This window comes from Bifidobacterium sp. W8104 (assembly GCF_016100735.1).
Taxonomy (GTDB): Bacteria; Actinomycetota; Actinomycetes; order Actinomycetales; family Bifidobacteriaceae; genus Bombiscardovia; species Bombiscardovia choladohabitans.
Genome location: NZ_JACFRW010000001.1, coordinates 574062 through 597933 on the forward strand (window position 1 = coordinate 574062; position 23872 = coordinate 597933).

General features: G+C 60.6%; 18 protein-coding genes and 2 tRNA genes. 5 read left to right on the top strand and 15 right to left on the bottom strand.

The window, feature by feature from the left end; translation table 11 throughout:
- Positions 1-125 precede the first annotated feature (125 nt).
- Positions 126-914, top strand: coding sequence for an IclR family transcriptional regulator (locus H3U89_RS02190; RefSeq protein WP_269748688.1), 789 nt, complete (start codon positions 126-128; stop codon positions 912-914).
- A gap of 10 nt (positions 915-924) precedes the next feature.
- Here H3U89_RS02190 and H3U89_RS02195 read toward each other — a convergent pair whose 3' ends face one another.
- Positions 925-2394: a serine/threonine protein phosphatase gene (locus tag H3U89_RS02195; protein WP_198178675.1), complete on the bottom strand. Its 1470-nt coding sequence runs from the start codon at positions 2392-2394 to the stop codon at positions 925-927.
- Positions 2395-2623: 229 nt separating this feature from the next.
- Between H3U89_RS02195 and H3U89_RS02200 the strand changes: the two genes are divergently transcribed.
- The gene (locus tag H3U89_RS02200; protein WP_198178673.1) at positions 2624-3583 is read left to right on the top strand and encodes a polyprenyl synthetase family protein; all 960 of its coding nucleotides are present in this window, start codon (positions 2624-2626) and stop codon (positions 3581-3583) included.
- A gap of 252 nt (positions 3584-3835) precedes the next feature.
- Here H3U89_RS02200 and H3U89_RS02205 read toward each other — a convergent pair whose 3' ends face one another.
- The 12 genes from H3U89_RS02205 to H3U89_RS02260 form a co-directional block, all read right to left on the bottom strand.
- Positions 3836-5329 (bottom strand): cytochrome ubiquinol oxidase subunit I, encoded by a 1494-nt coding sequence (locus tag H3U89_RS02205; RefSeq protein WP_198178671.1) that lies wholly within the window; start codon positions 5327-5329, stop codon positions 3836-3838.
- 261 nt (positions 5330-5590) lie between these two features.
- Complete coding sequence (cydC, locus tag H3U89_RS02210; RefSeq protein ID WP_198178669.1) at positions 5591-7450, bottom strand: thiol reductant ABC exporter subunit CydC; 1860 nt, start codon at positions 7448-7450, stop codon at positions 5591-5593.
- A 25-nt stretch (positions 7451-7475) separates the two neighbouring features.
- Positions 7476-9440, bottom strand: coding sequence for an ABC transporter ATP-binding protein/permease (locus tag H3U89_RS02215; RefSeq protein ID WP_232345441.1), 1965 nt, complete (start codon positions 9438-9440; stop codon positions 7476-7478).
- Between the two features lie 61 nt (positions 9441-9501).
- Positions 9502-10554 (bottom strand): cytochrome d ubiquinol oxidase subunit II, encoded by a 1053-nt coding sequence (gene cydB, locus H3U89_RS02220; protein ID WP_198176868.1) that lies wholly within the window; start codon positions 10552-10554, stop codon positions 9502-9504.
- Positions 10551-10781, bottom strand: a complete 231-nt coding sequence (locus tag H3U89_RS02225; protein ID WP_198178667.1) for a hypothetical protein — start codon at positions 10779-10781, stop codon at positions 10551-10553. The genes cydB and H3U89_RS02225 overlap by 4 nt, the downstream gene beginning before the upstream one ends.
- A 54-nt stretch (positions 10782-10835) precedes the next feature.
- Positions 10836-12011, bottom strand: coding sequence for an NAD(P)/FAD-dependent oxidoreductase (locus H3U89_RS02230; protein WP_198178665.1), 1176 nt, complete (start codon positions 12009-12011; stop codon positions 10836-10838).
- Positions 12012-12326: 315 nt separating this feature from the next.
- Positions 12327-12398, bottom strand: a tRNA-Gln gene (locus tag H3U89_RS02235).
- 41 nt (positions 12399-12439) lie between these two features.
- Positions 12440-12512: transfer RNA gene (locus H3U89_RS02240), tRNA-Glu, on the bottom strand.
- Between the two features lie 68 nt (positions 12513-12580).
- The gene (gene gltX, locus H3U89_RS02245) at positions 12581-14107 is read right to left on the bottom strand and encodes a glutamate--tRNA ligase (protein ID WP_198178663.1); all 1527 of its coding nucleotides are present in this window, start codon (positions 14105-14107) and stop codon (positions 12581-12583) included.
- Between the two features lie 56 nt (positions 14108-14163).
- Positions 14164-14886: an anaerobic ribonucleoside-triphosphate reductase activating protein gene (gene nrdG / locus H3U89_RS02250; protein ID WP_154313217.1), complete on the bottom strand. Its 723-nt coding sequence runs from the start codon at positions 14884-14886 to the stop codon at positions 14164-14166.
- Between the two features lie 69 nt (positions 14887-14955).
- Positions 14956-17352, bottom strand: coding sequence for an anaerobic ribonucleoside-triphosphate reductase (gene nrdD, locus H3U89_RS02255; RefSeq protein ID WP_154313218.1), 2397 nt, complete (start codon positions 17350-17352; stop codon positions 14956-14958).
- Positions 17353-17701: 349 nt separating this feature from the next.
- The gene (locus H3U89_RS02260) at positions 17702-18706 is read right to left on the bottom strand and encodes a LacI family DNA-binding transcriptional regulator (protein ID WP_198178661.1); all 1005 of its coding nucleotides are present in this window, start codon (positions 18704-18706) and stop codon (positions 17702-17704) included.
- A gap of 320 nt (positions 18707-19026) precedes the next feature.
- Between H3U89_RS02260 and H3U89_RS02265 the strand changes: the two genes are divergently transcribed.
- The 3 genes from H3U89_RS02265 to H3U89_RS02275 all read left to right on the top strand — a co-directional run bounded on the left by H3U89_RS02265 (position 19027) and on the right by H3U89_RS02275 (position 22141).
- Entirely contained in the window at positions 19027-20124 is a 1098-nt protein-coding gene (locus tag H3U89_RS02265) for an ABC transporter substrate-binding protein (RefSeq protein ID WP_198178659.1), read from the top strand.
- On the top strand, positions 20121-20909 hold the full coding sequence (locus tag H3U89_RS02270) for an ABC transporter permease (protein WP_198178657.1): 789 nt from the start codon (positions 20121-20123) through the stop codon (positions 20907-20909). The genes H3U89_RS02265 and H3U89_RS02270 overlap by 4 nt, the downstream gene beginning before the upstream one ends.
- Before the next feature lie 179 nt (positions 20910-21088).
- A complete protein-coding gene (locus H3U89_RS02275) occupies positions 21089-22141 on the top strand; it encodes a DUF805 domain-containing protein (protein ID WP_198178655.1) in 1053 nt (350 codons plus the stop codon).
- A gap of 50 nt (positions 22142-22191) precedes the next feature.
- Here the strand turns inward: H3U89_RS02275 and H3U89_RS02280 are convergent, their stop codons facing one another.
- Together H3U89_RS02280 and H3U89_RS02285 are read right to left on the bottom strand one after the other, a co-directional pair.
- A complete protein-coding gene (locus H3U89_RS02280) occupies positions 22192-23052 on the bottom strand; it encodes a hypothetical protein (protein WP_198178653.1) in 861 nt (286 codons plus the stop codon).
- 81 nt (positions 23053-23133) lie between these two features.
- Positions 23134-23790 (bottom strand): histidine phosphatase family protein, encoded by a 657-nt coding sequence (locus tag H3U89_RS02285; protein ID WP_198178651.1) that lies wholly within the window; start codon positions 23788-23790, stop codon positions 23134-23136.
- Between the last annotated feature and the right edge of the window lie 82 nt (positions 23791-23872).

Sequence of the window (23872 nt, forward strand, 5' to 3'; positions counted from 1 at the left end):
CCAGGGCGCCAACCTCATCGGCACCCCGCCGGCCTCTTACCACCGAGTATGGAACTGCCCAACCGTTATGAACTTTTGCATTTCATATACTGAGATGGCATAATTCAACCATGGACACACCTTCTATGAACGACGACGACAGATATCCCTCCGTAAACGATCCAAACATGCATCAGGAGGAGATTCATTCGGGCGTCGGCGTTCTGGACAAGACGGTGCGAATTCTGGACACCCTGGAGACCGGACCCATGACCCTGGGCCAGCTGGTCAACGCCACCGGGTTGGCCCGACCCACAGCCCACCGGTTGGCCATCGCCTTGGAGCGCCACCGCTTCGTGCTGCGGGACGCGCATGGCCGCTTCGTCCTGGGTTCCCGCTTCGCCGAACTGGCCGCCGCCGCCGGCGAGGATCGACTGCTGACCGCCTCGGGGCCCATCCTGCATACACTGCTCAACCGTTCGGGCGAGTCGGCCCAGATTTTCCGCCGCCAGGGCGAGGTCCGGGTCTGCATCGCCGCGGTGGAACGCGCCTCGGGCCTGCGTGACTCCATCCCCGTAGGCGCTCTGCTGTCCATGGAGGCCGGGTCAGCGGCACAGATTCTGCTGGCCTGGGAGGAACCTGAGCGCCTCCATCAGGGTCTGCGACACGCCAAGTTCAATGCAGCGACCCTGGCTACGGTCCGCAAGCGCGGCTGGGCCGAGTCCATCAACGAGCGGGAAGAGGGTGTCTGTTCCATCTCGGCCCCCATCCGCAACGGATCCGGGCAGGTCATGGCCGCCATATCCATCTCCGGACCGGTCAACCGCATGTCCACCACGCCGGGAAGGCGCTACGCCCCCCTGGTCATGGCCGCCGGCAAATACCTGACCGAAGCCCTGCTACGAGCCTCTTCTCCCGCCCGTCGTAGGGCCTGAGCGGGAATTCCTAACCCCTTGGTCCTGATCGCCGCTTGGTGGAACCCCAGGAGGCGATCAGCCCTGCCAGGGCCGTCAGGCCGCCCGCCAGAAATCCGGGCCGACGCAAGAGGTTGACAGCGTCCCCGGTAGAGGTGGGCACATGGCTCATGGCGAAGGTGTAGACCTTATGGGATCCCGGCCGCCCCACCAATTGCCCGAACTCCAGGAGCTGGGTACGCGGATGATGCGGATGGCGGATGTCGAACTCGAAGAGCCGTGCCGCCCGCTTGCTGGGCACCGGACCGTAGGAGCCGAATCCGCACGTGGGCGTGGCCCCCAACGTCAGATCCCCGCTGCGTCCGACGAAGCCATTGCGATGGTCATGCCCTGCGAAGAGGGCGAAGTAGCCCCGGTTCCGGGTCAGCAGATCATACTCGCCGCTGTCTTCGTCAGGACAGGAGACGCCCTCGCCCAGGTATGAGCCCGGGCAGGTGCGCGATTCGTCCAGGATGTAGCAACGGGAGTCGAAGCTTCGATAGCCCTGGACCGCATAGGCTGTGGTGGCTGGCACCGGCTTGAGCAGATCATAGAACTGGGGGATGGGCATGTGCTGGAAGATTATGGACCGGTTGCCCAGAAGGTCGGGAGCAGCCGCCAGAAAGTCCAGGGCCTGGTCCGAAGGTGAACCGTAGCCGCCTGCTCGGGCATAGTCACCAGAGTCCAGAAGGACCAGTCCCATGACCACCCCGTTTCCGTCGCAATCCGCCACAGGCAGGGCGAAAGTACCCGGGGCGCAGACAAAGGCCGTCTGGGAGGGCAGGGCCGACCCGATCAGCGCATGGACCCGATCAGGATGGGCGACCGTAGCCTCCGGGTTCAGACAGCCAGGCACCTCCCGATAGATGGCATCCATCTGATCGGTATCCAGACCGCACTGAAAATCGTGGTTGCCATAGGTGGCGACGAAGGGAATCCCGCGTTCGACCAACGGGCCAGTGATCAGACCAACGGTTCTGCGGACCAGATCCTCGGTGTGCTTGATGTTCTGCTGACGTACACGCTCGGCATCCCTGCGGTCCGGTTCCCGACGGTCCGCGGCTGCTTGATCCTCCCGGGGCTTGGAGGATCGTTTCAGAGAGGCTCCCCCAAGTCCCAGTGCGCCGCCCATGCTCAGACCAGCCGAATAGATGCCGTCCAGAGGGGTGCTCCAACGTCTCTTACGGAAGGTGTGCTCGTATGCCGTGTCGTAACCGGCCACCTGGTTGCCCGAGAAGACCACCAGATCGGGCTTTGCCGCATCGCAAGCCGCGCCTATCAGCCTGATTGTGTCCGGAGAGACCTTGGGGCCCTCCTGGACGTCGGCCAGCTGCAGAAGTCTGAACTTGCCCGAGTAATGGAACTGAAGTCGCCCCAGCCGGGCCGAAACGGACAGCGGTCGATCGTGCTCTCCCTCGCCGCCTTGTGGGGAGACCTGATCCGCTTGGTAATGCTGACTCATACACCTAGCCTACTTCACCCGGCTTCGCTCCCAGGCCGATCTATGCAGCCCCCTTACGAATCGGGTTCAGGCCTCGGCGTCACAGCAGCAGGCTGGCACGTTGGATGTTAGCTTGACCACAGTGATTACGACGACAGCCAGGACCGGGCCGACAATCTTCAGGGCTGGCCCCGGTCTTGGTATATTGGATACGTTGCGGTTCTTAACGAGATAGAGGGAGCGTACCTCCATGGCAGAAGGACAAGAGCTCCTGTTGCGCAAGGATCTTGAGCTGGTCGTTGACCGCCTGCACCAGGAACGTACCCATGTGGCCCCCTATCAGGAGGATTACCGTCGACTGCTGGACAACCACGGCAAGATGATTCGCGCCGCCATGGTGGTCCTCTTTGCCCGGTCCGGATCAGGGACCGGAGGGCAGCTGAACGACACCGTCATCACCGGCGCCGCCGCCATCGAGATGCTTCATCTGGCTACCTTGGTCCACGACGACGTTCTGGACAACGCCCCCATCCGCCGCAACAAGCCCACGGTCCACACCATGCGGGGCAACAAGGCCGCCATCTATCTGGGAGACCTGATCCTCTCCCGCTACATGGAGATCATGGCCTCCATCGCCCCTGACACAGCCTTTATCCGTGAGCAGGCCGGTACGGTCTGCGAGATTGTCGGCGGCGAGCTCTACCAAGAGTCCGACCGTCACCACACCCACATCACCATCGACGATTACAACCGAGCCATCTCGGGAAAAACCGCAGCCCTCTTCCGCCTGGCCTGCCTGACCGGGATCCGCCTTGATGGCCAGCCAACTGACCCGGCCTTGGAACGGACCGCCAGAGACTTCGGCGGCAATCTTGGCATGGCCTTCCAGATCATCGACGACATCAACGATTTCGATCTGAATCGTGACACAGGCAAGCCCAAGCTGGAGGACATTCGCGACGGAATCTACACTCTGCCGGTTCTACTGGGATTCCAGGAGGATGAGAACTTCAGAACTTTGGTCCAACAGGATGATCCCGACCTGGTGGTCGACTACCTCAGAGCCCACCCCCAGTTGATGGAGAGCAGTCGGCGAATCGCCAAGGACTATCTGCAACGAGCTGCGGGCGGTCTCGACGATTCCCCCATGTCTGAGGGCGTACGCAACTTGCTGCAGCGAATTGTGGCCAGGCTGTCCGCACAGGTCTGAACGAATCGACGCGTCGGAACCAGCGCAACTTAACGAGAGCGAGTGATGCCAGCCTAATATCAGCCACGAGACGAACATCCGTCACATCTGCCACTTCATGCTCGTCATTGCTCTCTGCTCTTAAACCTCACCGCCGTTGGCTGCTGCTGGCGGCACCCCCCCCCCATGACAGCAAATCCCCCGTTCCGAACCATGCGGTCCGAAGCGGGGGATTTACCGAAGGGGAAGGAAGGGTTTGAAATCAGTCGACCATCAGGCCAAGGCTACCCTAGCCGGTGCGCCATGAACCTTGGCAGGCTGTGGCCCATTACCGTCATCCGGCTTGTAGAAGGGTCCCTGGTGCAGGGTCCTCCTGGTGTAGAAGACCATGACTCCGCCCAGGACCAGGAAGAGCAGGAAGTAGACAATGCAGGTGAAGAGCAGGTTCGGCACTGTACTGGTGGGTGAAACTCCATCGGCGATGGTCTGGAAACCATAGACCAGCCACGGATAGCGCCCAAGCTCAGTCACCAGCCAGCCGCTGGTCGTAGCAGCGAAGGGGGCGAAGGTGAAGATGCCCATGATCCAGAGCTTCCAGCGCGTGGTAAAGAGCGTATTCTTCTTCTTGCGTGTGAACCAGAGCACCAATGCCGATATCAGGGCAAAGGCAAACCCGATCCCGACCATCAGGCGGAAGACCCAGAACAGGGTGGTGACCGGCACGTAGTAGTTCATGTCCTTGCCGTACTTGGCATCGTACTTCTCGTGCAGCTCCTTGTTGACGGTGTTCATGCCCTTGACGGCGCCTGTTTTCTTGCCATAAGCCAGCTGCGACATGGCTCCGGGAATCTCGACGGACCCCTCAATCTTATGGTCCTTCTCATTGATCAGAGCCACGGCATTCCAAGGTGCTGGATCACCGGTATCCTCGTAGATGGCCTCGGTGGCAGCCAGTTTCATAGGCTGATCGGTCACAATGAACTTGCCCTGTAAATCACCGTAGGTGATCACGCAGATGGAGCCGATAAGCCCAAGCAGAGCAGCCAGACGGATGGACTTGGTGAACAGGTTGACCTTGGCCTGCTTCTCGGAGTCTGCCTCGACAGCGGCCACGGCCTTGTCCTTGTTCCCCATATGCATCCTCAGCAGGCTGAAAGCACTGCAGCCCATGACCACGAAGGCACCTGTGCAGACGGCGGCGAAGAAGACGTGGGGGAACTCGATCCACAGCTGAGGATTGGACATAACGTCGCCAAAGCTGCGCAGTCGCACATGGCCGGTGGCCTGGTTGATCTCGAAGCCGACCGGATGCTGCATGAAGCTGTTGGCAGCCAGAATCCAGATTGCCGACATGGAGGAACCCAGGAAGGTCAGCCAGATGAAGACCGCATGCACGGCCGGCTTGAACCTATTCCAGGTGAACATCCACACACCGATGAAAGTTGATTCCAGGAAGAATGCCAGCAGGGCCTCGATGGCCAGGGGGGCGCCGAAGATGTCACCCATGAATCTGGAGTAGTTGGACCAGTTCATGCCGAACTGGAACTCCTGGATGATGCCCGTGACCACGCCGACCGCGAAGGAGAGCAGGAAGATCTTGGACCAGAACATGGTCATCTTCTTGTAGACATCCTTCTTGGTCACCACATAGGTGGTCTCCATGATGGCGACCGCCAGGGCCAGACCGATGGTCATAGGGACATAGAAGAAGTGGAATATCGTCGTCATGGCGAACTGGAATCTAGACAATCCCAATACAGTGAACATCGTTCCTCCCAATCTCTGCAGGGTTCGTCGGGCGCGGGTACACGGGTCGAATCCGGACGGATTCAGATATGACCAGGCTTGTGCCCACAAGAACCTTTCAGCTCTCCCCGACTTCGCGACCCGGTCGCTTCCACGGGCTCCGGTTTCCTTACCGTCCAGTCCATGAACCGACGGTGCACGGTGACCGGCCGGGAAGCCATCCGCCAGGATCGGCGACCCGACAACCGTGCAAAATTCATTGCTCGGGAAACAGCCTGATGGTCATTCAACAGGGTTCCGTCCATCTGAATCTGACTGCTTCTTTAAGTATATCCCTTGACCGGCACCCTTGTCCACGTCAGAAACATCCATGCGATAAAGTTCACGGAAACGTGCGTTTTCATGGTACAGGTCAACAGGCCGACCCTGCATGGCTATATGACCATTCTGCATGAAAATGACCTGATCGGCCTCCTCCAGCCCCTGCAGGTGGTGGGTCACCCAAAGAAGGGTGCGATCCTGGCTGACCTTGAAGATCATGGCCATGAGCCGCCGCTCGGTTATGGGATCCAGACCGATGGTGGGTTCGTCCAGAAGGATGATCGGAGTGCGCTTGAGCACGATCCTGGCCAGGGCCAGACGCTGACGCTGTCCGCCTGAGAGACGGCCGCCGGCCTCATCCACCGGCGTGTCGATTCCCTGTGGCATGTTATCCACGACCTGATCCAGCTGTACAGCCTTCAAGGCCTGGCGAACCTGATCGTCATCGGCCTGGGGAGCGCCCAGTCGCACGTTGGAGGCGATGGTGGTGTTGAAGAGGAAGGCCTGCTGATTCAGATAGCCAAAGAGTTGAGGACGCTGATCCTGTAAGGCATCGACCGGTATTCCATTGATCAGGATGCGGCCACTGGTAGGACGCAGGTCGCCCAGGAGCAGCTGAAGGACCGTCGTCTTGCCCTCGCCGCTGGGACCGAGCAGGGCCACCCGCTGCCCGCCTTCGATTCGCAGGCTGAAGTCGTCCAGCAGCAGGGGGTCATCGGGGCCGTAGGAGAAGCTGACATGGTCGAAGACGATTGACTTGATCGGCCCCTCCAGCCTGGTCTGTGCACTCGGCTCGATTCGCCGGGACTCGACGCGCTCGGTCAGACCGTTCAGATGGTCCAGCGAGTCCGTGTAAAGGGGGACCTCAGCCACAGCCTGGGAAACCACGATGAAGCAATCGACCAGGGGGAAAACCGCCAGGACCACGGCTGCCGCAAAGTCAGCAATGGAGGTGGAACTGGTCATACGCAGATCCGCCCCAACAATCAGAGCCACCACCATGAGGGCGAAAATCATCTGGATGCCGCAGTTGCGCCAGCGTTCGAAGCGCTTCTGCTCTCTACGGCCGGAGGCAATGTCGTTGAAATCACCGGACGCCGTGTCGACGAAACGCCGCCGACGGCGGGTGATCACCCAATCCCCCAGACCCATGTAGCTCTCGGTCACTGCGGTGTACTGGTCCTGCCGCCGTGCCTTCTCCATGTCGTAACGCCCGTCTGAATAAGCCAGCGAGACCAGCGGGACCAGAATCAGGATCAGGGCGAAAAGCAGGAAGAGCAGGAGCGAGGTCAGCCAGGAGAAGACACCCACGGCGATGGTGACCACCACCCACATCATGTAGGCCACGACCGTGGGGAAGATGGTGCGCAGGTAGAAGTTCTCCAAATGGTCCAGGTCGTCCGAGAGCATGCCCAGGACCGTGCCTGTACGCTCATGCTCGTTCAGGAAGGCCGCGTCCTGCGAGAGGGTGCGGTAGAGCTGAACACGTAACTTGGAAACCACTCGGAGCACCCAGTCATGGCTCTTGATGCGCTCCAGGTACTTGAATGTGGGCCGTCCAATACCGAAAGCCCTGGTCAGGACCACCGGCACATAAACGGCGAAGATGTTGAAGGGGTGGCGGGCCGACCTACTGATCAGGAAGCCCGAGGTGAACATCAGCCCGGCCGCGCATACGAAGGTGATGGTCCCCAGGAAGAAGATAAGGGCAAGCAGACCCTTGTCCTGACGCAGATAGGGCCAGAACCAATGGTCGCGGTGCCAGATATGCATATAGCCCGACAGTCCGCGGCCGCGGCGGGAGGCTTTGGACGATCCCATGCCGTCTCTTTCGGCGGTTTCAGTCCTACTGGTAGTCGGCAATCTGGTTCCCTCCCATCTCATCGATCAGCGCATCCAAGGGACCGCCCTGTCCAATCAGCTCATGCGGATCGCCCTGGGCCACAATTCGTCCATGTTCCAACATGATCACCCAGTCCATATTGGCCAGCCAGTGCAGCCGGTGGGTGGCCAGGACGACCAGATGTCCATTCATGATGGGCAGCAGGGTCTGTTTCAGGTCATATTCGGTCTCGATGTCCAGGTGAGCGGTGGGCTCGTCAAAGAACAGAATCTCGCGCGAAGGGTCAAGGATGCCTCTGGCCAGGGCGATTCGTTGGGCCTGACCGCCGCTGATGCCGCGGTTGCCCTCTCCGATTTGGGTGCCCAGACCTTCGGGCAATGTTGTCAGCCAGTCGGTCAGTCCAGCCCGATCGGCTGCACGGGCCACTTGGGCATCGTCTGCATCTTGGTTATAAAAACGGATGTTGTCGGATACGGTGCCATGGAAGATGAAGGGGTTCTGGGGAATGTAGCTGATGTGCCGCTGCCAGGCAGCCACATTGCAGTGCTCCAGCCTATGACCATCCAGGTCGATGGTGCCTGCCCTGGGCTGGTCAAAACCGGCCAGTAGATCCATCAGCGTGGACTTGCCGGCTCCCGAGCGACCGACAATGGCCACCTTGGAAAAACCGTGCAGGTTGAAGTCCAGACCACTCAGAGCCAGAGGCTGTTCCTCCGTAGTACCGTCGGACCCACTGATCTGTGAATCTACAGCAGCACCAACTACAGTCCCTTGCGACGTATTGGAACCGGACTCAGCCGAAACCGATTTCTCATTGCCGTCATGAGCCTCGGATGCCTTGGACTTGCGGCTCTTCTTGCTGGTCTTTTGGCTCTCGGACTTGGCCATGGCATCCATCTGCGCCCCGGCTGAAGCATTGCTCTCCACCGGCTTGGGGCCAGGATAGACGAAGTCGATTCCTTCCAGGCGCAGGTGACTGTCTTCCTTCCACCCGGACCAGTCCAGTTCCTCCAAGCGCTTGGGCTCTGGCTGGGCCAGCATGTCCGCGATGTCATCGAGGGCGTTCTTGCCGTTCAGCGTGGCGTGGAAATCATCGCCGAACTGGCGGATGGGCATGAAGTACTCAGGAGCAAGAATCAGGGCCAAGAGGGCTGGAAAGAGCTCCACCTTGGCATTGATCAGGTTGTTCCCCAAAAAGACGGCCATGATGGCGATGGCCAAGGTGGCGAAGAAGTCCAAAGCAAAGGTGGAGGTCATGGCCACCCTGATAACGCTCATGGTCCTCTTGCGGAAGCGGTCCGAGACCGAATAGATCTCGTCCTCGTATTCCTTGTCAATGCCCAGCATCTTTAGGGTCGGAAGGCCCAGGACCGTATCCATGAACCTGGTGTTGAGCTTACGGAACTGAGCGTACTGCCGACTGGAGCGATCCCTGGCCGCCAGACCCAGAATGACCATGAAGAAGATGAGCAGGGGCAACATGAGCAGGAGGATGAGCCCGGAACCTGCATCCTGGGTCCAGACCACCACCAGGACAATCAGGGGAATGAAGATGAGGTCCATCATCTTTGGCAGGACCGTCAGCACGTAGGTGCGTACCTGATCAAGTCCATCCACCAACATGGTGACGGCAGAGCCCGTGCCACGCCGAGCCAGAGCCGAGGGCCCCAATGAGAAGACCTTGTCCTGAATACTGGGCCGCAGCTCAGCCACGATGGCATCGGCACGATCGGTGGCAATACGATCCTTGGCCACGTCGCAGAGCTGCCGGCAGGTGTAGGCGGCCAGAAAGATCAGCACCGGCACCACCAGCACCCCGAGGTGCTTAAGGCGCCAGATGCGCACCAGGGCCAGGGTCAACCCATAGGCCTGAACCACCACGCCTATTCCCTGGACCAGGGACAGTGCAGCCAGCAGGCCCAAGGTGGACCGGACTCCGTCGAAACGGAAGAGATTTTTGTCAATCAATGCATTATCCTCCGGATGCGCTCCGGTCCTGTCAGCACTGCCCCCCTGCCTCCTTTGATTTTCAGACGGTCTCAGCCACGGTGACCGAAGGGGCCACAGGCGAGGTCAGGTGGGCACCATCGGTGTCCAGCCGCTTGCGCTGGATGAAGTAGCTCCAGATGAAGTAGGCCAGCATGATGGGCAGGAAGATGCAAAGCACCACGGTCATGATCTTCATGGTCAGCGGTGATGCCGAGGCATCCTGAATCAGCAGGTTGTGTGCCGGATCATCAGCGATCATCACCCGCGGGAAGAGCCCGTTGAAGATAAAGGCGATGATAGCCATCAGGGTGATGCCCGAGCAGGTGAAGGCGTAGCCGCCGCGCTTCTTGAAGACGGCAACGTGGCCTCCGATAACCGACGCCAGGATGATGACGGTGATCAGCCAGGTGGACAGTGGACGTGCCTTGTAGAAGTCGGTGTTGAAGATGGCCAGGAGCACGAAGACGATCAGGGCCGGATAGGCGATCCAGTAGGCCTTCTCGCTGACATTGAGCATCCGACGGGAATCCATGACACCCATCTTCAGGCTCAGGAAGTGCAGGCCATGAACGAAGCTGAAGAAGACGACAGCAATGCCGCCGACCACGGACAGCCAGTTGAACACGTCGAAGAACCCGGGCCAGGCATCGCCGTTCTTATCCATGGGGATGCCTTGGATCAGGCTGGTCAGCATCATGCCCAGGAAGAATGGCGCAAAGAGGGAACCGATGAAGTTGGCCCACTGCCAGACACCGCGCTCACGGCTGGTCAGCGCGTGGGAGGCGAACTCGAATGAGACGCCACGCAGAATCAGGGAAACCAGTACCAGGAAGAGCAGGAGGTAATACCCCGAGAAGAGGGAGGCGTACCAGAGCGGGAAAGCGGCGAACATAGCGCCGCCGGCAGTGATCAGCCAGACCTCGTTGCCATCCCAGTGGGGGCCGATGGCCCTCATGAAAGTGGCGCGCTCATCACCGTCGCGGGCCACGAACCTGGTAGCCATGCCAACGCCGAAGTCGAAGCCTTCAAGCAGAAGGAAGCCCGCGAAAAGCAGGCCGATGACAAAGAACCACAAACCTTGTAGAAAACTCATGCTAATGCCACTCTCCTCTCGCTCCTGCCGATCCGCGAACGGGCACGGGGGCCTCCACCATCCCGGCGGAGGCCGCAGTCAGCCATGGTTTCCGCCGGAATGAGGAGGAGCAGGAGGTAGTCAATGATGTCGATGAACGCAGGGCCGATGGCCACCGTCGCCCAGAACGATCCGATCCGAGGTTGAAAGGGGACGAACATGTGCCGCATCCTCATGGCCTGAATCATGTTCGTCCTCCTCTCCCTCGTCGTCTAGCCCCTTGCGTCCCTTGAGACGCTGGTTCAGTTGCTCTCCAACATGGTACGCACGTCGGCCAATTCCAGGACCGACCGCTCGTTTACGATCCACTTCAGGACCGAGACCGCCTTGCCCTTGAGCTTCAGCGTGCCCATACGGTCGATTTCGGCAACCCCGGCATGAGGACCGAGAGAGCACACGGTCCCTAGGCTTCGGAAGGTGAACCGCTGGGGCTCCTGCCCCCGCATTCTGGCGAGGACATTCGCGGCCGCGGTATCAGCCTGGGCCATCGAAATCTGCGCAGTGGTCGGGTAGAGCCGACCCGATTGGGGGTCGGGAACGGCACTGACATCACCCACCAGGAACTCCTCTGGATGCTGCTCGACCGACAGGTCATCCCTGACCACTACACGGTTACGCTTCTGATTATACCCGGAATCGGCAATAACGTGGCTACCACGCACACCCGTTGTCCAAATGATCGTATGGGCCTTGAACTCCTGATCATCGGAGACCACGGCATCCTGCCTGACCTCGGTAATGGGGGTGGAGGTGTGGAAGTTGACTCCGCGCTTGCGCAGGTAATCCACAGCCCAGTCGACCAGGTCCTTGCTGAACATGGGCAGGATCTTGGGCGAGGCCTCAATGCAATCCACCTTGACCTGATCCATGGGAAAGCCCAGGCGCTTCGAGAGCTGAGGCAGACGGTAGACCAGTTCGCCCAGGTACTCGATGCTGGTGAAGCCAGCGCCGCAGACAACGATGCTCAGATCCAAGGGATCATGGCTGGTCTGGTAGCGGGCCAGCGTCTCTTCCAGCTTCTTACGTGCCGCCAAGGCGGTGTCCACGTCGACGAGCGGCCATCCATACTCATCGGCACCCTTGATGCCGAAGGTTTCGGACTCGAAGCCAAGGGCGTTGATCAGGTAATCATAGGACAGAGGATCGTGATGCTCCAGGCTGACCCGGCGGTTGTCCTGATCGATGCCGACCACCTTGTCGACAATCAGCTCCACCGAATCGGGCAGGGACTTGCGCAGGTCGAAGACCACGTCCGCCGGCTCCTTGGTTCCCGCCGCCACCTGGTGCAGCTGAGTGGACTCATAGTGGTACTCGTTCTTATTGACCAGGACTATACGGGCATCAGTCTTTGCATGAGCCAGCTTCTTGACCACGCGAAGACCCGCGTAACCAGCTCCCAACACCATGATTGTCGTCATAATCACACACCTTTACCGAAAAAATCGTACAATGATTCATATACCGGGTGATGTTGCCCGATCAGCCGATGATTGGGTTCATCACTCAAGCTTCTATGCTCAACGTATCAGATTCCATCATCGGAAACTCTGACATAACAGTCTGCCGGGCCTCCTCTTTTTGTTTGCTTGCTCACACCGTGAACAACTCTCGTGGACGCCTCCGTCCGCCGCTTTGCAGGACAGAAGCATTCCTGTAATCCATGGTAATGCGTAAACAAGAAGAGCGGAACACCGTGTCGGCATTCCGCTCCTTGAGACCTCATGTCCCTACCGCTGGGGTACCTGGACTCGAACCAAGAATGGATGAACCAGAATCACCTGTGTTGCCAATTACACCATACCCCAATTGGCTGTGCGACAACCGCTTGGACAGTTGCCACATGTCGTACCCCCGACCGGATTTGGACCGGTGTTGGCGCCGTGAGAGGGCGTAGTCCTAGACCGCTAGACGACGGGGGCTTCACTTTTCGCCGCGTACGAACCCGGTTCAGCAGGTCAGTAGCACAACAAAAAAGAAATATACCCGCTTAGAGGTTTTGGCGCAAGTTGGCCATCCTTCGGAGTGTTGTGCCCTTGCCCAGAATCTCCAGGGACTCGAACAGGGGCGGCGAGACGCGTCTTCCCGAGACCGCCACCCTGACCGGCCCGAAGGCCAGTCGGGGCTTATAGCCTCCCTCATCCACCAGCGCCTGAGTGAGCAGGTCGTGCAGGTGATCGGTCTTCCAGTCCTGGTCTGACACATCCTGCAGGGCGGCAATAGCCAGGTCCAGGACCTGCCCGGCCGAGTCCTTGAGCTGTTTGCGGGCGTCCGGCTCGGGTTCCAGGTAATCATCCTTGCTGAGCAGACTCCCCACCATGCCGGAGACCTCGCCCAACAGACGCACACGAGGCTGGACCAGGGGGGCGGCAGCGCTCAGAATCCGCTGCTCCCTATCGCTCAGGTCCTGCCAGCGCTCGGCACTCACCAGCCCGTCACGCTTGAGGTAGGGCAGGGAGCGATTCAGGAAGTCCTGTGGCTCCAGCATGCGGATGTGCTCGGCGTTGATGGCTACGGCCTTGTCGATATCGAAGTGGGCGGGATTGGCCTTGACATCGCGGATGTCGAAGTGCTCAACCATCTCATCCATGGAGAAGACATCCCGATCCGGGCCGATGGACCAGCCCAACAGGGCCAGATAGTTGAGCAGGCCCTCGGGAATAAAGCCGTGCTCCCGGTGCAGGAAAAGGTTGGACTCCGGGTCACGTTTGGACAGCTTCTTCTTGCCCTGGCCCATGACGTAGGGCAGGTGCCCGAACAGGGGCATGGCCCGGGCTATGCCCAGCTTCATCAGGTACCGGTATAGGACGATCTGCCGTGGGGTGGAGCTGAGCAGATCCTCACCGCGCAGGACCACGTTGATGCGCATCAGGGCATCATCCACCGGGTTGGTCAGAGTGTAAAGGGGATCGCCGTTGGGGCGCACGATCACATAGTCGGGCACGGACCCGGCCTTGAACTCGATATGCCCGCGAATCAGGTCGTCAAAGGCGATGTCCTCGTCGGGCATGCGGATGCGCAGGGCTGGACGGCGGCCCTGATCACGGAAGGCCTGACGCTGTTCGTCACTCAGGTCGCGGTCGTAGCCGTCATAGCCGAAAGCGGCAGGACGGCCGGCGGCCAGGTTGCGCTCCTTGATCTCCTCAGCGGTGGAGTAGGACTCATAGGCGTAGCCGGCATCCAGAAGCTGCCGGGCCACATCGCGGTATATGTCGCCACGCTCGGACTGCCGGTAGGGGCCATCCGGGCCGCCGACTTCCACACCCTCATCCCAGTCCAGTCCCAGCCACTTGAGGGCCTCCAGAATCTGCTGGTAGCTCTCCTCGCTGTCGCGCTGGGCATCGGTGTCCTCGATGCGGAAGACAAAGGTACCATGCGAGTGCCGGGCCTGGGCCCAGTTGAAGAGTGCGGTTCGGACCATGCCCACATGCGGGGTGCCGGTCGGCGAAGGGCAGAAGCGGACCCTCGGGTTCTTGGGCAGGTCGGGTTTGGCGTCGTGATCATGCTCATCAGTCATGGCTCCCATTGTGCCCCGGCAAGGCGACGTAGACCAATTCAGAGCTGGAGCCGGTATTAGCCCCGCTGCTGCTCCTGCTGCCGGTCCTTGCTGTAGGTCTCCGGAATAAACCTGGTCTGGTCGTGCAGTTTGGGCCAGATGACCACCCGGCCCTGCTCCAGGGAACGCGGCACGTCGATGATCCGCTGGTTGTCCGAGCCCCGGAACTGGAGCAGGCTGTTCTTACGATTCTCCAAGTAGCGTCCATCCACCAGCACGTCAAGGTAGGAGATCAGCTGGGCCTTGTCCGGGGTCTCCCCCGGCCGGTTCAGCTCCTCCCAGGTGTAGCCGGTCCAGCACCAGATATCCTTCTCGTGGCCGAACTCGCGCCGGATTCGCTCTGAAAGGCCGAGCAGCATGGGGGTGTTGAGCAGAGGCTCCCCGCCCAGGTAGGTGATGCCCTGCACGTAGGACAGCGACAGGTCCTTGATGATCTGGTCCTCAAGCTCCCGGGTATAGGGATGCCCGGCGCCGAAGTCCCAGATGGAAGCGTTGTAGCACCCCTGGCAGCGGAAGGGGCAGCCACTGACGTAGAGGGAGCAGCGGATCCCCTCGCCGTCGGTCATGACCAGACGCTTGTAATCCGCCACGATTCCCCGACTGAGTCGGCGACCGTCCCACTGGCCGGCCTTGGGATTGTTGGTCAGCGCAGAGGGAACCCCCGGACCACGCCCCTGCTCATCAGCAGCGAAGTCACGGTGGCCACCCGTCTTCCTCATGCTCCCCTGTTTGTCCGTCATCTGGTCCTCCTCATGACAATGGCGGGCCGCAAACTACCTGGCCCGCCATTAACTGCGTCTTATCAGAGCCTATTCGGCCTTGTCGTCGAACCACTCCTTGGTGGATCCGTCCTTGAGGACCACGTGGCCGGTCTCGCCCTCCATATGCTTGACACGGTGGGCGATCTCCTCGTGCCTGCCGTGGACCATAGGCCGCTGGACGGGGTTGCCCAGATAACCGCAGGTGCGCTTGGTCACGTTGCACTTATCAGGATCGTCGTTGCCGCACTCGGGGCACTTGAAGCCCTCCTCGGTGGGCTCGAAGTCACCCTCGTAGCCGCAGACGAAGCAGTGATCGATGGGGGTGTTGGTGCCCAGGTAACCGATGCCGATGTCGTAGGCGTAGTCCCATACAGCCTCCAGGGCCTTGGGGTTCTGCTGCATGGAGGGGAACTCGCAGTAGTTGATAAATCCGCCCGAGGCCAGGTAGGGGAAGTCCCGCTCGTAGCTGAGCTTCTCCATGGGCGTGGGCCGCAGCCAGACCGGGTAGTGGAAGCTGTTGGTGTAGAAGTCGTGGTCGGTCACGCCGTCGACTACGCCGAACTTCTCCTTGTCCATCCGGGCGAAGCGGTCAGTCAAGGACTCGGCCGGGGTGGAGTAGACCGAGTAGTGGTATCCCTCAGCCTTCTCCCACTGCTTGCAGAGCTGATTCATTCGACGCACGATGCTCAGGGCGAATTCCTTGCCCTCCGGATCCCAGGAGTGGTCCTTCATCCAGTCCTTGCCGTAGAAGACGCTGGTGGCCTCATAGAGGCCGATGTAACCCAGCGAAACGGTGGCGCGGCTGTTGCGGAAGAGGGTGTCTACACTGTCGGTCGGCTTCAGCCTGCCGAAGGCGCCGTACTGGTAGAGGGTGGGAGCGTTGATGGGCGTGGCCTGCTTGCAGCGCATGATGCGGAACTGCAGGGCGTGGTGGGCCACCTCCATGCGCTGGTCGAATATCTTCCAGAAGCGATCCTTGTCGCCGCGGGACTCAAGAGCGATGCGGGGGATGTTGACGGTGACGACACCCAGGTTCATGCGGCCGTCCTCCTCGTCCTCGCCCGTCTCGGGGTTGGTCCAGGCCTGCAGGAAGGAACGGCAGCCCATGGGGGCCTTGAAGGAGCCGGTGATCTTGATCAGGTTCTCGTAGAAGACCACGTCAGGGTACATACGCTTGGTCGAGCACTCCAGGGCCAGCTGCTTCATGTCGTAGTTGGGATCGCCCTCGTCCGCATTGAGACCATGTTTGATGGTGAAGACCAGCTTGGGGAAGATGGCGGTGTGGCGGTCCTTGCCCAGCCCGCGGATACGAATCAGGAAGATGGCGCGCTGGATCTCCCGGGCGAACCAGGAGGTGCCCAGCCCGAAGCCCACGGTGACAAAGGGGGTCTGGCCGTTGGAGACACGGTTGGAGTTAATCTGGTACTCCATGGTCTGCATGGCATCGTAGATGTTCTTGCGGGTCAGGATCTTGGCATAGACCTGGCGCAGCCGAACAATCTGCGGAGCGTCCAGGTCGAAGGGGGCGTCCTCGCCGATAGGGGCACGATCGTCCAGGTGGAGCCAGTCAGCCTCCCGAGCCTTGAGGCCGCGGACGACATCCTTGGCCACGTCGATGGGCTCTTCGTCCGGCAGGACGGCCTCGGCCATGGAATAGTTCTTCTTGTAGTCCAGACGCGCGTACCTGTCCAGCATCTCGTCGCAACGGTTGACCGTCTGGCCGCCGTACTGAGAGCCGGCGATGTCCTTGATGATCTGGGTTATCTGCGTGGCGGCCGTGCCGATGGACTTGGGCGAGTCCATCATGGCGTTGCCCAGCTCGAAACCGTGGGCCAGCATGTCGCCGAAATCAGGCAGTGAGCAGTTGGTCTCGGCCGTAAAAGGCGAGTAGTCCGCGTCGTGGAAGTGGATGTCACCCTTCATATGGGCGTTGGAGACATCCTTGGGCAGCATGGCGAAGGCCGAGGCCTTGGAGACCGCGCCGGCCAGCAGGTCGCGCTGAGTGGCATAGACGTTGGCGTCCTTGTTGGCGTTCTCCCGCACCAGGGTCTCGTCCTTGCTGGTCAGACGATGGACGGCCTCGTTGACATCCGTGGCCTTGGCCCGCTGAATGTCACGGTCGAGGCGGTAGGAGGTATAGGAGCGAGCGATTTCGTAGAGGTGGGCATTGACCAGCGCGTGCTCGACCAGGGTCTGGATGTCCTCGATCTTGACCGGGTTGGTGTAGCGATCGGTGATCTCGGACTGAACGGTCAGAGCCATGCCCCGGATCTGCTGACGATCCTCAGGACTGACCTCGTGCTTGACGTCCTTGAAGGCAGCTTCGATGGCGTTCATGATGTTGACGGGATCAAAATCGACGATCCGGCCGTCGCGCTTCTCGACCAGAATGCCGTCGACAGCATCGCGATCCGAAATGCCACGCTCCTTCACGCTATCGGTCATGACCTCAGTATCCATCGTCACTCCTCATATGGTCTTCTAATAACTGTTCATGTGCTCTTGCTTTGGCGTTCCCGAATTCCATGCCGGGAACGGCGAATCACATGGATGTCATTCTTGATGACAAGATTCACTCTATCACGTCGTGACCACCATATGTAGTGCCTGAGGATGATTTGTTTCCTACATTTAGTTATTCCCGTGTTTTGTGAGCTGAGTCACAAATAGCGGGGTATGGACAAGGGCGGCAAATGGCCGAAAGGCCATTGAAAATCATTTACAGGGACAACACAGCCGCCCGACACGCACATATTTTGTCGAGACCCGACCCCTGCATCAAGCAGGAACAGACCTAAGCCAGCAAACCCCTTGGCACGAAGAGGGTTTGGGTGCGCAGACGGCGATCCACGCCCATGCCCTCCGGAGCCTGCCGCCCCGGCTCAATCATGGACAGGAGCATGTCAACGCCCTGGCGGCCCATGCGATCCACCTGTTGGGAGATGACCGACACCTGAGGACTGATCAGCTGAAAGACCTCCAGGTCGTCGAAGGAGACCAGGGGCACGCGTGAACGCAGATCGCCCTCCCACTCCATGGCGACGGCCTTGATGGCATCGGCCGAGTAGCCGAAGATGACGGCATCCACCCCCTGACCGAGCAGGTGGCGCATGGTCGAGGCCGCGCTGGGACGGTCCTCGAACCCCTGGCGGACCACCAACCCCGTCAACCCCTGACGGGCATCCACGCCGTCCAGGAAAGCCTGTTCGCGCTCGCGGAAGGTGTAGGAGCGGCTCTCTGGGCCCGGAACGAAGGCCACTCGTCTGCTTCCCCTGGCTGCCAGAGCATCCAGGGCCGCCTCCATGCCAGGCACAGGGTCGGAATCCACCAGAGGGACACCGGGCAGGGTCCGGTCCGGACGATCCACGAAGACCACGGGGAATTCCCTTGCCAGCATGGTGCGCAGCATGGGCGAGGTCGGACCGTCAGGGACAACCAAAACGCCGTCCATATGTCGGGACAGAAGGATGCGGTAATAGTCCTCCTGCCTGCGGGCCTGGCAAGAGGACACGCCGATCAGGGGCGCATAGCCTGCCGAGTAGAGCTGGTCCTGAACCGCGTAGACCAGCTCGGAGAAGTAGGGGTTGCGGATGTCGGGGACCAGCAGACCTACGGCATGCGAGCGCGAGGATCGCATGGAACGGGCCCGGCTGTCCGGGATGTAGCCCAGCTCCATGGCCGCCCTGCGGACCCTGTCCTTGGTGGGCGGGGAGATGCGCCCCTTGTCGTTGAGCGCCTGGGAGACCGTGGATACGGACATGCCCGCCTGCTTGGCCACATCACTGATGGTCACCGACATGGGAACCCTCCGTCGTACCCTACCGAAATCGGATGTCTTGCTCCGGACGAGACCGACAGCGGTCGGCCCGCACAGACCTCTCGTGAGTTTCCAGTATAAGGGCAAATGATGCAACCTTTCATCACGGCGAGGCAGGACCGTCTGGGTTGGACTAGAGTGGTCTTGTTCGCGCGGCTGGTGGCAGCAGCCGTGGCACACATCGCAGAATTCCATCGGTCAAGACCGTATCGGATCGTCGCGCGGGCTCCTCACCTTCCCGTAACGGCCCCGATGCGGATGGGCACCAGGGGTGCCGGAGAGGCAAGGTGACAGTGATGAGCATGTCGGAGAAAAGCGGCTTCAGGAGGATTCCCGGCCACAGACTGATCGTACGGGCGCTCGCTCTGACAGCGGCACTCTGTATGGCAGCCACGAGCGCAGCCTGCGGGGCCAAGGGGGCAGGGAACAAGGCCGATGACGGCTCCAAGCTCTCCTTCATGCTGGATTGGACGCCCAACACCAATCATGTGGGCATCTACGTGGCCCGTCACCTGGGCTACTTCGACAAGGCCGGCCTGAAGCTGACCATCCTGCCCACGGCCCAGGCGGGAGCCGAGACCTCCGTTCAGAACGGGGTCGCCGACGTAGGCTTCTCCAAGTTGAGCAACCTGGCCACCTTCAACTCCCAGGGATCCGACCTGCGGCAGGTCTTCAACATAGGCCAGCATTCCGTGGCACGCTGGTGCTCGCTGGCCTCGCGCACCGACATCCAGACCCCAAAGGACTTCGACGGCAAGACCTTCGTCAGCTTCGGCTCGGCCGAACAGACGGCCGTGGTCAAGCAGATGATCCGCTATGCGGGCGGCAAGGGCGACTTCAAGCGGGTGACCAGCGGCACCAACACCTTCGCCACTTTGACCAGCGGCAAGGGCGACTTTGCTGGCTTCTACGCCAATTGGGAGGGCGTGGAGAGCGAGCTCAAGGGCCCGGCACTGCACTGCTTCACCCAGGCCGACTGGGGAGTGCCCGGCAACCCCGACCAGCTGGGCTTCGTGGTCAAGAATTCCTGGCTGCAGCAGGCCGGCCACCGTCGCGCCCTGACGGCATTCGTCAAGGCCTGCCTGAAGGGATACGACTACGCCCTGAATCATCCCGACCAGGCGGCGGACATCCTGGTCAAGGAGACCAAGGGATCGGCCATCGACCCGACCCTGGCCAAGCGCTCCATGGAGAGCATCGTCAAGGAGGGGTACTGGGTCGACAGTCCAGAGCAAAAGAGCATCACCGGACTGATCAACGTCAAGGATGCCCAGGACTATCTGGACTTCCAGTTCAAGGCGGGCACATACCGGGACGCCAAGAAGGGAGACCCCAACAAGGCCCCTCAGGCCAAGGACCTGTGGACCGATCGCTACGTTCGGGAAGCAGCCGGTCGATGAGGGTGCGGAAGCAGAGCGGAACCCGGGCGCTGCCTCCGACCATCACCCTGCTGGCGCTCCTGATTATCTGGGAGCTGGCTGCCCGTCTGGGCGGAGTCAGTGAACAGGTTCTGCCGGCGCCCAGCCGAATCCTGGATGCCACAGTGCAATCCCGGGAGGACCTGCTGCCCGCCACCGCCATCACCGCCCTTGAGGGCCTTCTGGGCTTCCTCCTGGCCTCGGTCCTGGGAATAGTGATCGGCCTGGCCCTCTACAGCTGGCGCACCCTGCACGACGCCCTCTACCCCCTGATCGCCGGCGCACAGATGATCCCGCTGATCACCATCGCCCCCCTGTTCGTGATTTGGTTCGGATTCGAACCCCTGGGCAAGGTGGTCATCGTGGCCGTCTTTGCCCTCTTCCCTATAGTGGTCCAGACCTACCGGGGGCTCAAATCCGTGCCCGGCTTCTACCAGGATGTAGCGCTGAACTGCGGGGCAACCCGAACCTGGACACTCTGGCACGTCAAGCTGCGAGTGGCCGCCGGGCAGATCTTTGGCGGTCTGCGCATCAGCGCGGCCTATGTCTTCGCCACCGCGGCCACCTCGGAGTATCTGGGCGCCAGGAACGGCCTGGGCATATGGCTGCAGTCGGCCTTCAACTCCTTTAGAACCCCGCTGATCTTCTCGGCCACCCTGGTCATCATCCTGCTGACCGCACTCCTGCTGGGCCTGATCACCCTGACCGAGCGGCTGCTGCTGGGCGATGCCGGCGATGATCATATGGTCAATCCGGACGACGAGTGAAGAGTCCTGCAACAGCAATCACCTACCGAATTTGACAGAATGGCTCAAGTAAGTGTGACGGGTCCCCCATACCCTGCACAAGCCGTGACTAGCAAGCAGAAGAATTGGCCTGCCATAATAGGGATATACGGCAAAGTCAGATTCAGGATTATCAACAGAAGATAAGAGGGACGATATCCATGAGCCATCCAGATGATACGAACAACGGGAACCAGATCCCCGATGACCAGGGTTCGGCTGATCAGGGTTCGGCCAACGACTGGTCCCCGAAGGACCCCGGTGACGGAACCGGCTCAGGAACCACAGCCTACCTGAATCAGCCTCAACCAGGGCAATCCGGCTATGCACAGCCGGCTTCGGACCAGAGCGACATTTACCATCCAACAAGCGAAGCCCAAAGCCCTGCCGGCGATTACCACCGGGAACAGCCATACCAAGGGCAGCCATACGGTCAACAGCCACAGGGTCAACAGCCAGGCTACAGCCAGCAACAGCCCTATGGTCAACAGCCCAATGAACAGCAGTACTACGGACAGCAGCAGGCGCCTTACAGTCAGGGTCCGAATCCCGGCCAGTCCAACGGCCAGCCCAACGGTACAACCCCGCCGTCTGGCTATGCATCGGACAACTCTTATCAACCGCCTGAAGGTTGGTCGCAGGCAGGCTACCAATCGGGATATCAGGCAGGCTACCAGCCCGGGCCCCAAGTCCCACAGTATCCGGCCTACCCCTATGCGGATGCCGGATTCAACGGTGAGCCACCACTGAACGCACCCTGGTACGGCATTGACTTCGTAAACGCCTGCAAGCGTTTCTTCGTCAAATACTCCGTCTTCTCCGGGAGGGCCTCCCGTGGGGAATTCTGGTGGGCTTTTCTGATGATCTTCCTCATCAACCTTGCAATCTCGATCGTCAGCTCAGGATCCACCTTTGTAGGACGGATCCTGTCCCTCCTGGTCACCATAGGACTTTTCATACCCAATCTGGCCGTGAGCATACGACGCCTTCATGACACCAATATGTCCGGCTTCTGGATACTCCTGCCCTTCGTAAGCGAACTGGTGGGCAGTATCCCTGTGATCTTCGCCATCGTGGCTATTGCAGACGGACATCCAGGATCCTCGCTCTCCCTGCTCGGCTTGGGCGCATTGATCATGCTCGCCGGAACCGTCGCCGGAATCATTCTGCTGGCCAGGCCCAGCGATCCACGAGGAGCACGCTTCGACCGCTGAGCCCAATCTGCCTTTCGCCTTGACTGATGCAAGGCGAAAGGCAGAAGGTCTTAAAGCTCCACAGGAGGCTTGTTGGGGTCCTCGGGCACATGGGCGAACTTGGCCTGCAGGGCTTCGCGGCTCTTGCGTTCGTCATCCTCCTTGGCCTTGCGCTTGGCTTCCTCGGGGTCCCAGAGCACCTCCTGACGATGGTGGTCCCATTCAGCACCCACCAGAGGAGCCAGCAGGTCGGCGAAAGCCTCAGGATCATCCAGTAATCCCAAGGCATGAATGACATCCGCGTCAGACAGGAAGGCCTGGGGAATGCCCAGCCGTTCGTTGAGCTCATTGACATAGACCAGAATTGGCGCGGCGGCCGCAACATGGTCAGAGTCGGCGCCTGCGCGTTGAAGCAGATCTCTGCAAATCTCCAGACTCGTAGCCAGAGCCTGGGCCACTCCCTCCTTGCCCCGAGAGGATTCGGGGGATTTGTTCTGACCATCCAGAGACTGCTCGGCCTTGGCCACGCCGGCAGCCACATCCTGCTGCCGAGCCTGGTCCCAGCCGCTTCCCAGGGTTTCGGCCAAATCCGCAAGCGTCTTGGACTGGTCGTCCTGCGCCTGTGCAGCCGCCTCGATGGCATCGTTGGCCGCCATGAGTGCGTCCACCAAATCCTGGGGACGGCCAGGGATGTCCTCAGCACCCTCATAGACGTATTCAGCGTCGGGGATGGTCACATCCTCGCCCGTCATCAGTTGCGCCAGCACCATGCTGATGCGCACCTGCAGGTCCTCCGCATATTTGGCATCGTTGGCCATATGCTCGGCATTCGTCAAGGGCCAAAGGTCTACCAGCCTGGCCCCTTGTTCAGCTGCCTCGGCCACGGCGGGCCGTCCGGCTATCGCCTTCGCGCTTGCCTGTACATCCACCATGATCATCACGCTCCTTCATAGGGTTCTCGGACAGTCATCCACGACAGTATCCTCAGTCATCCTAGGCCGTGCAAGCGGTCTTTACACGCCTGCCGCCGGGTCCGCGTAGGTGATTCCCAGCACTTTGCCGGTTTCACAATCCAAGGTAATGGAGGTCACCGAGGCCAGGGCGGTGGCCCGGAGGAGCATATTGTGCTCGGGGTGGCCGGTCTCCAACAGATGACGATACGACCAGATGGGCGACTCATGCGAGACGGCCAGGACCTGCGCATCAGGATGGCTGCGAACCACCTGCCGGACGAAATCCCCCACTCGCCGGGCGATCTGCCGATAGGACTCCCCCCAGCTGGGACGGCGCAGGTCCAGGATCAGCCGCAGGTTGGAGGGTCGCCAGAGGGCCCCCTGCCCGTGACCGATGCGCTTGCCGCGGAATTCGTTACCGGCCTCGATCAGACGACGATCGTAAATAGGCTCCAATGGTTTCAAGCCATGATGGACACGAGCGGGGTTGATCCGCTCAAGCAGGATGGCCGTGGTCTCCCGGGTTCTGTCCAGCGGAGAGGAGTAAACGGCTTCCAGATCGCGCATGCCGGGAGCCTCGGCCATAAAGCGGGCCGTGGCCTCGACCATGGCCTTGCCTCTGTCGGACAGATGGAATCCAGGCAATCGCTCATAGAGAATATGATCGGGATTATCAACCTGGCCATGACGGACGAAATGAATGGTCGTCGCAGGCACGACCCACCTCCCAAACTCCCCGACGGGCCCCTTAAGTGACCATGGCGGAGGGTAGAATTATCAGTATCCGAATGGCACCCAT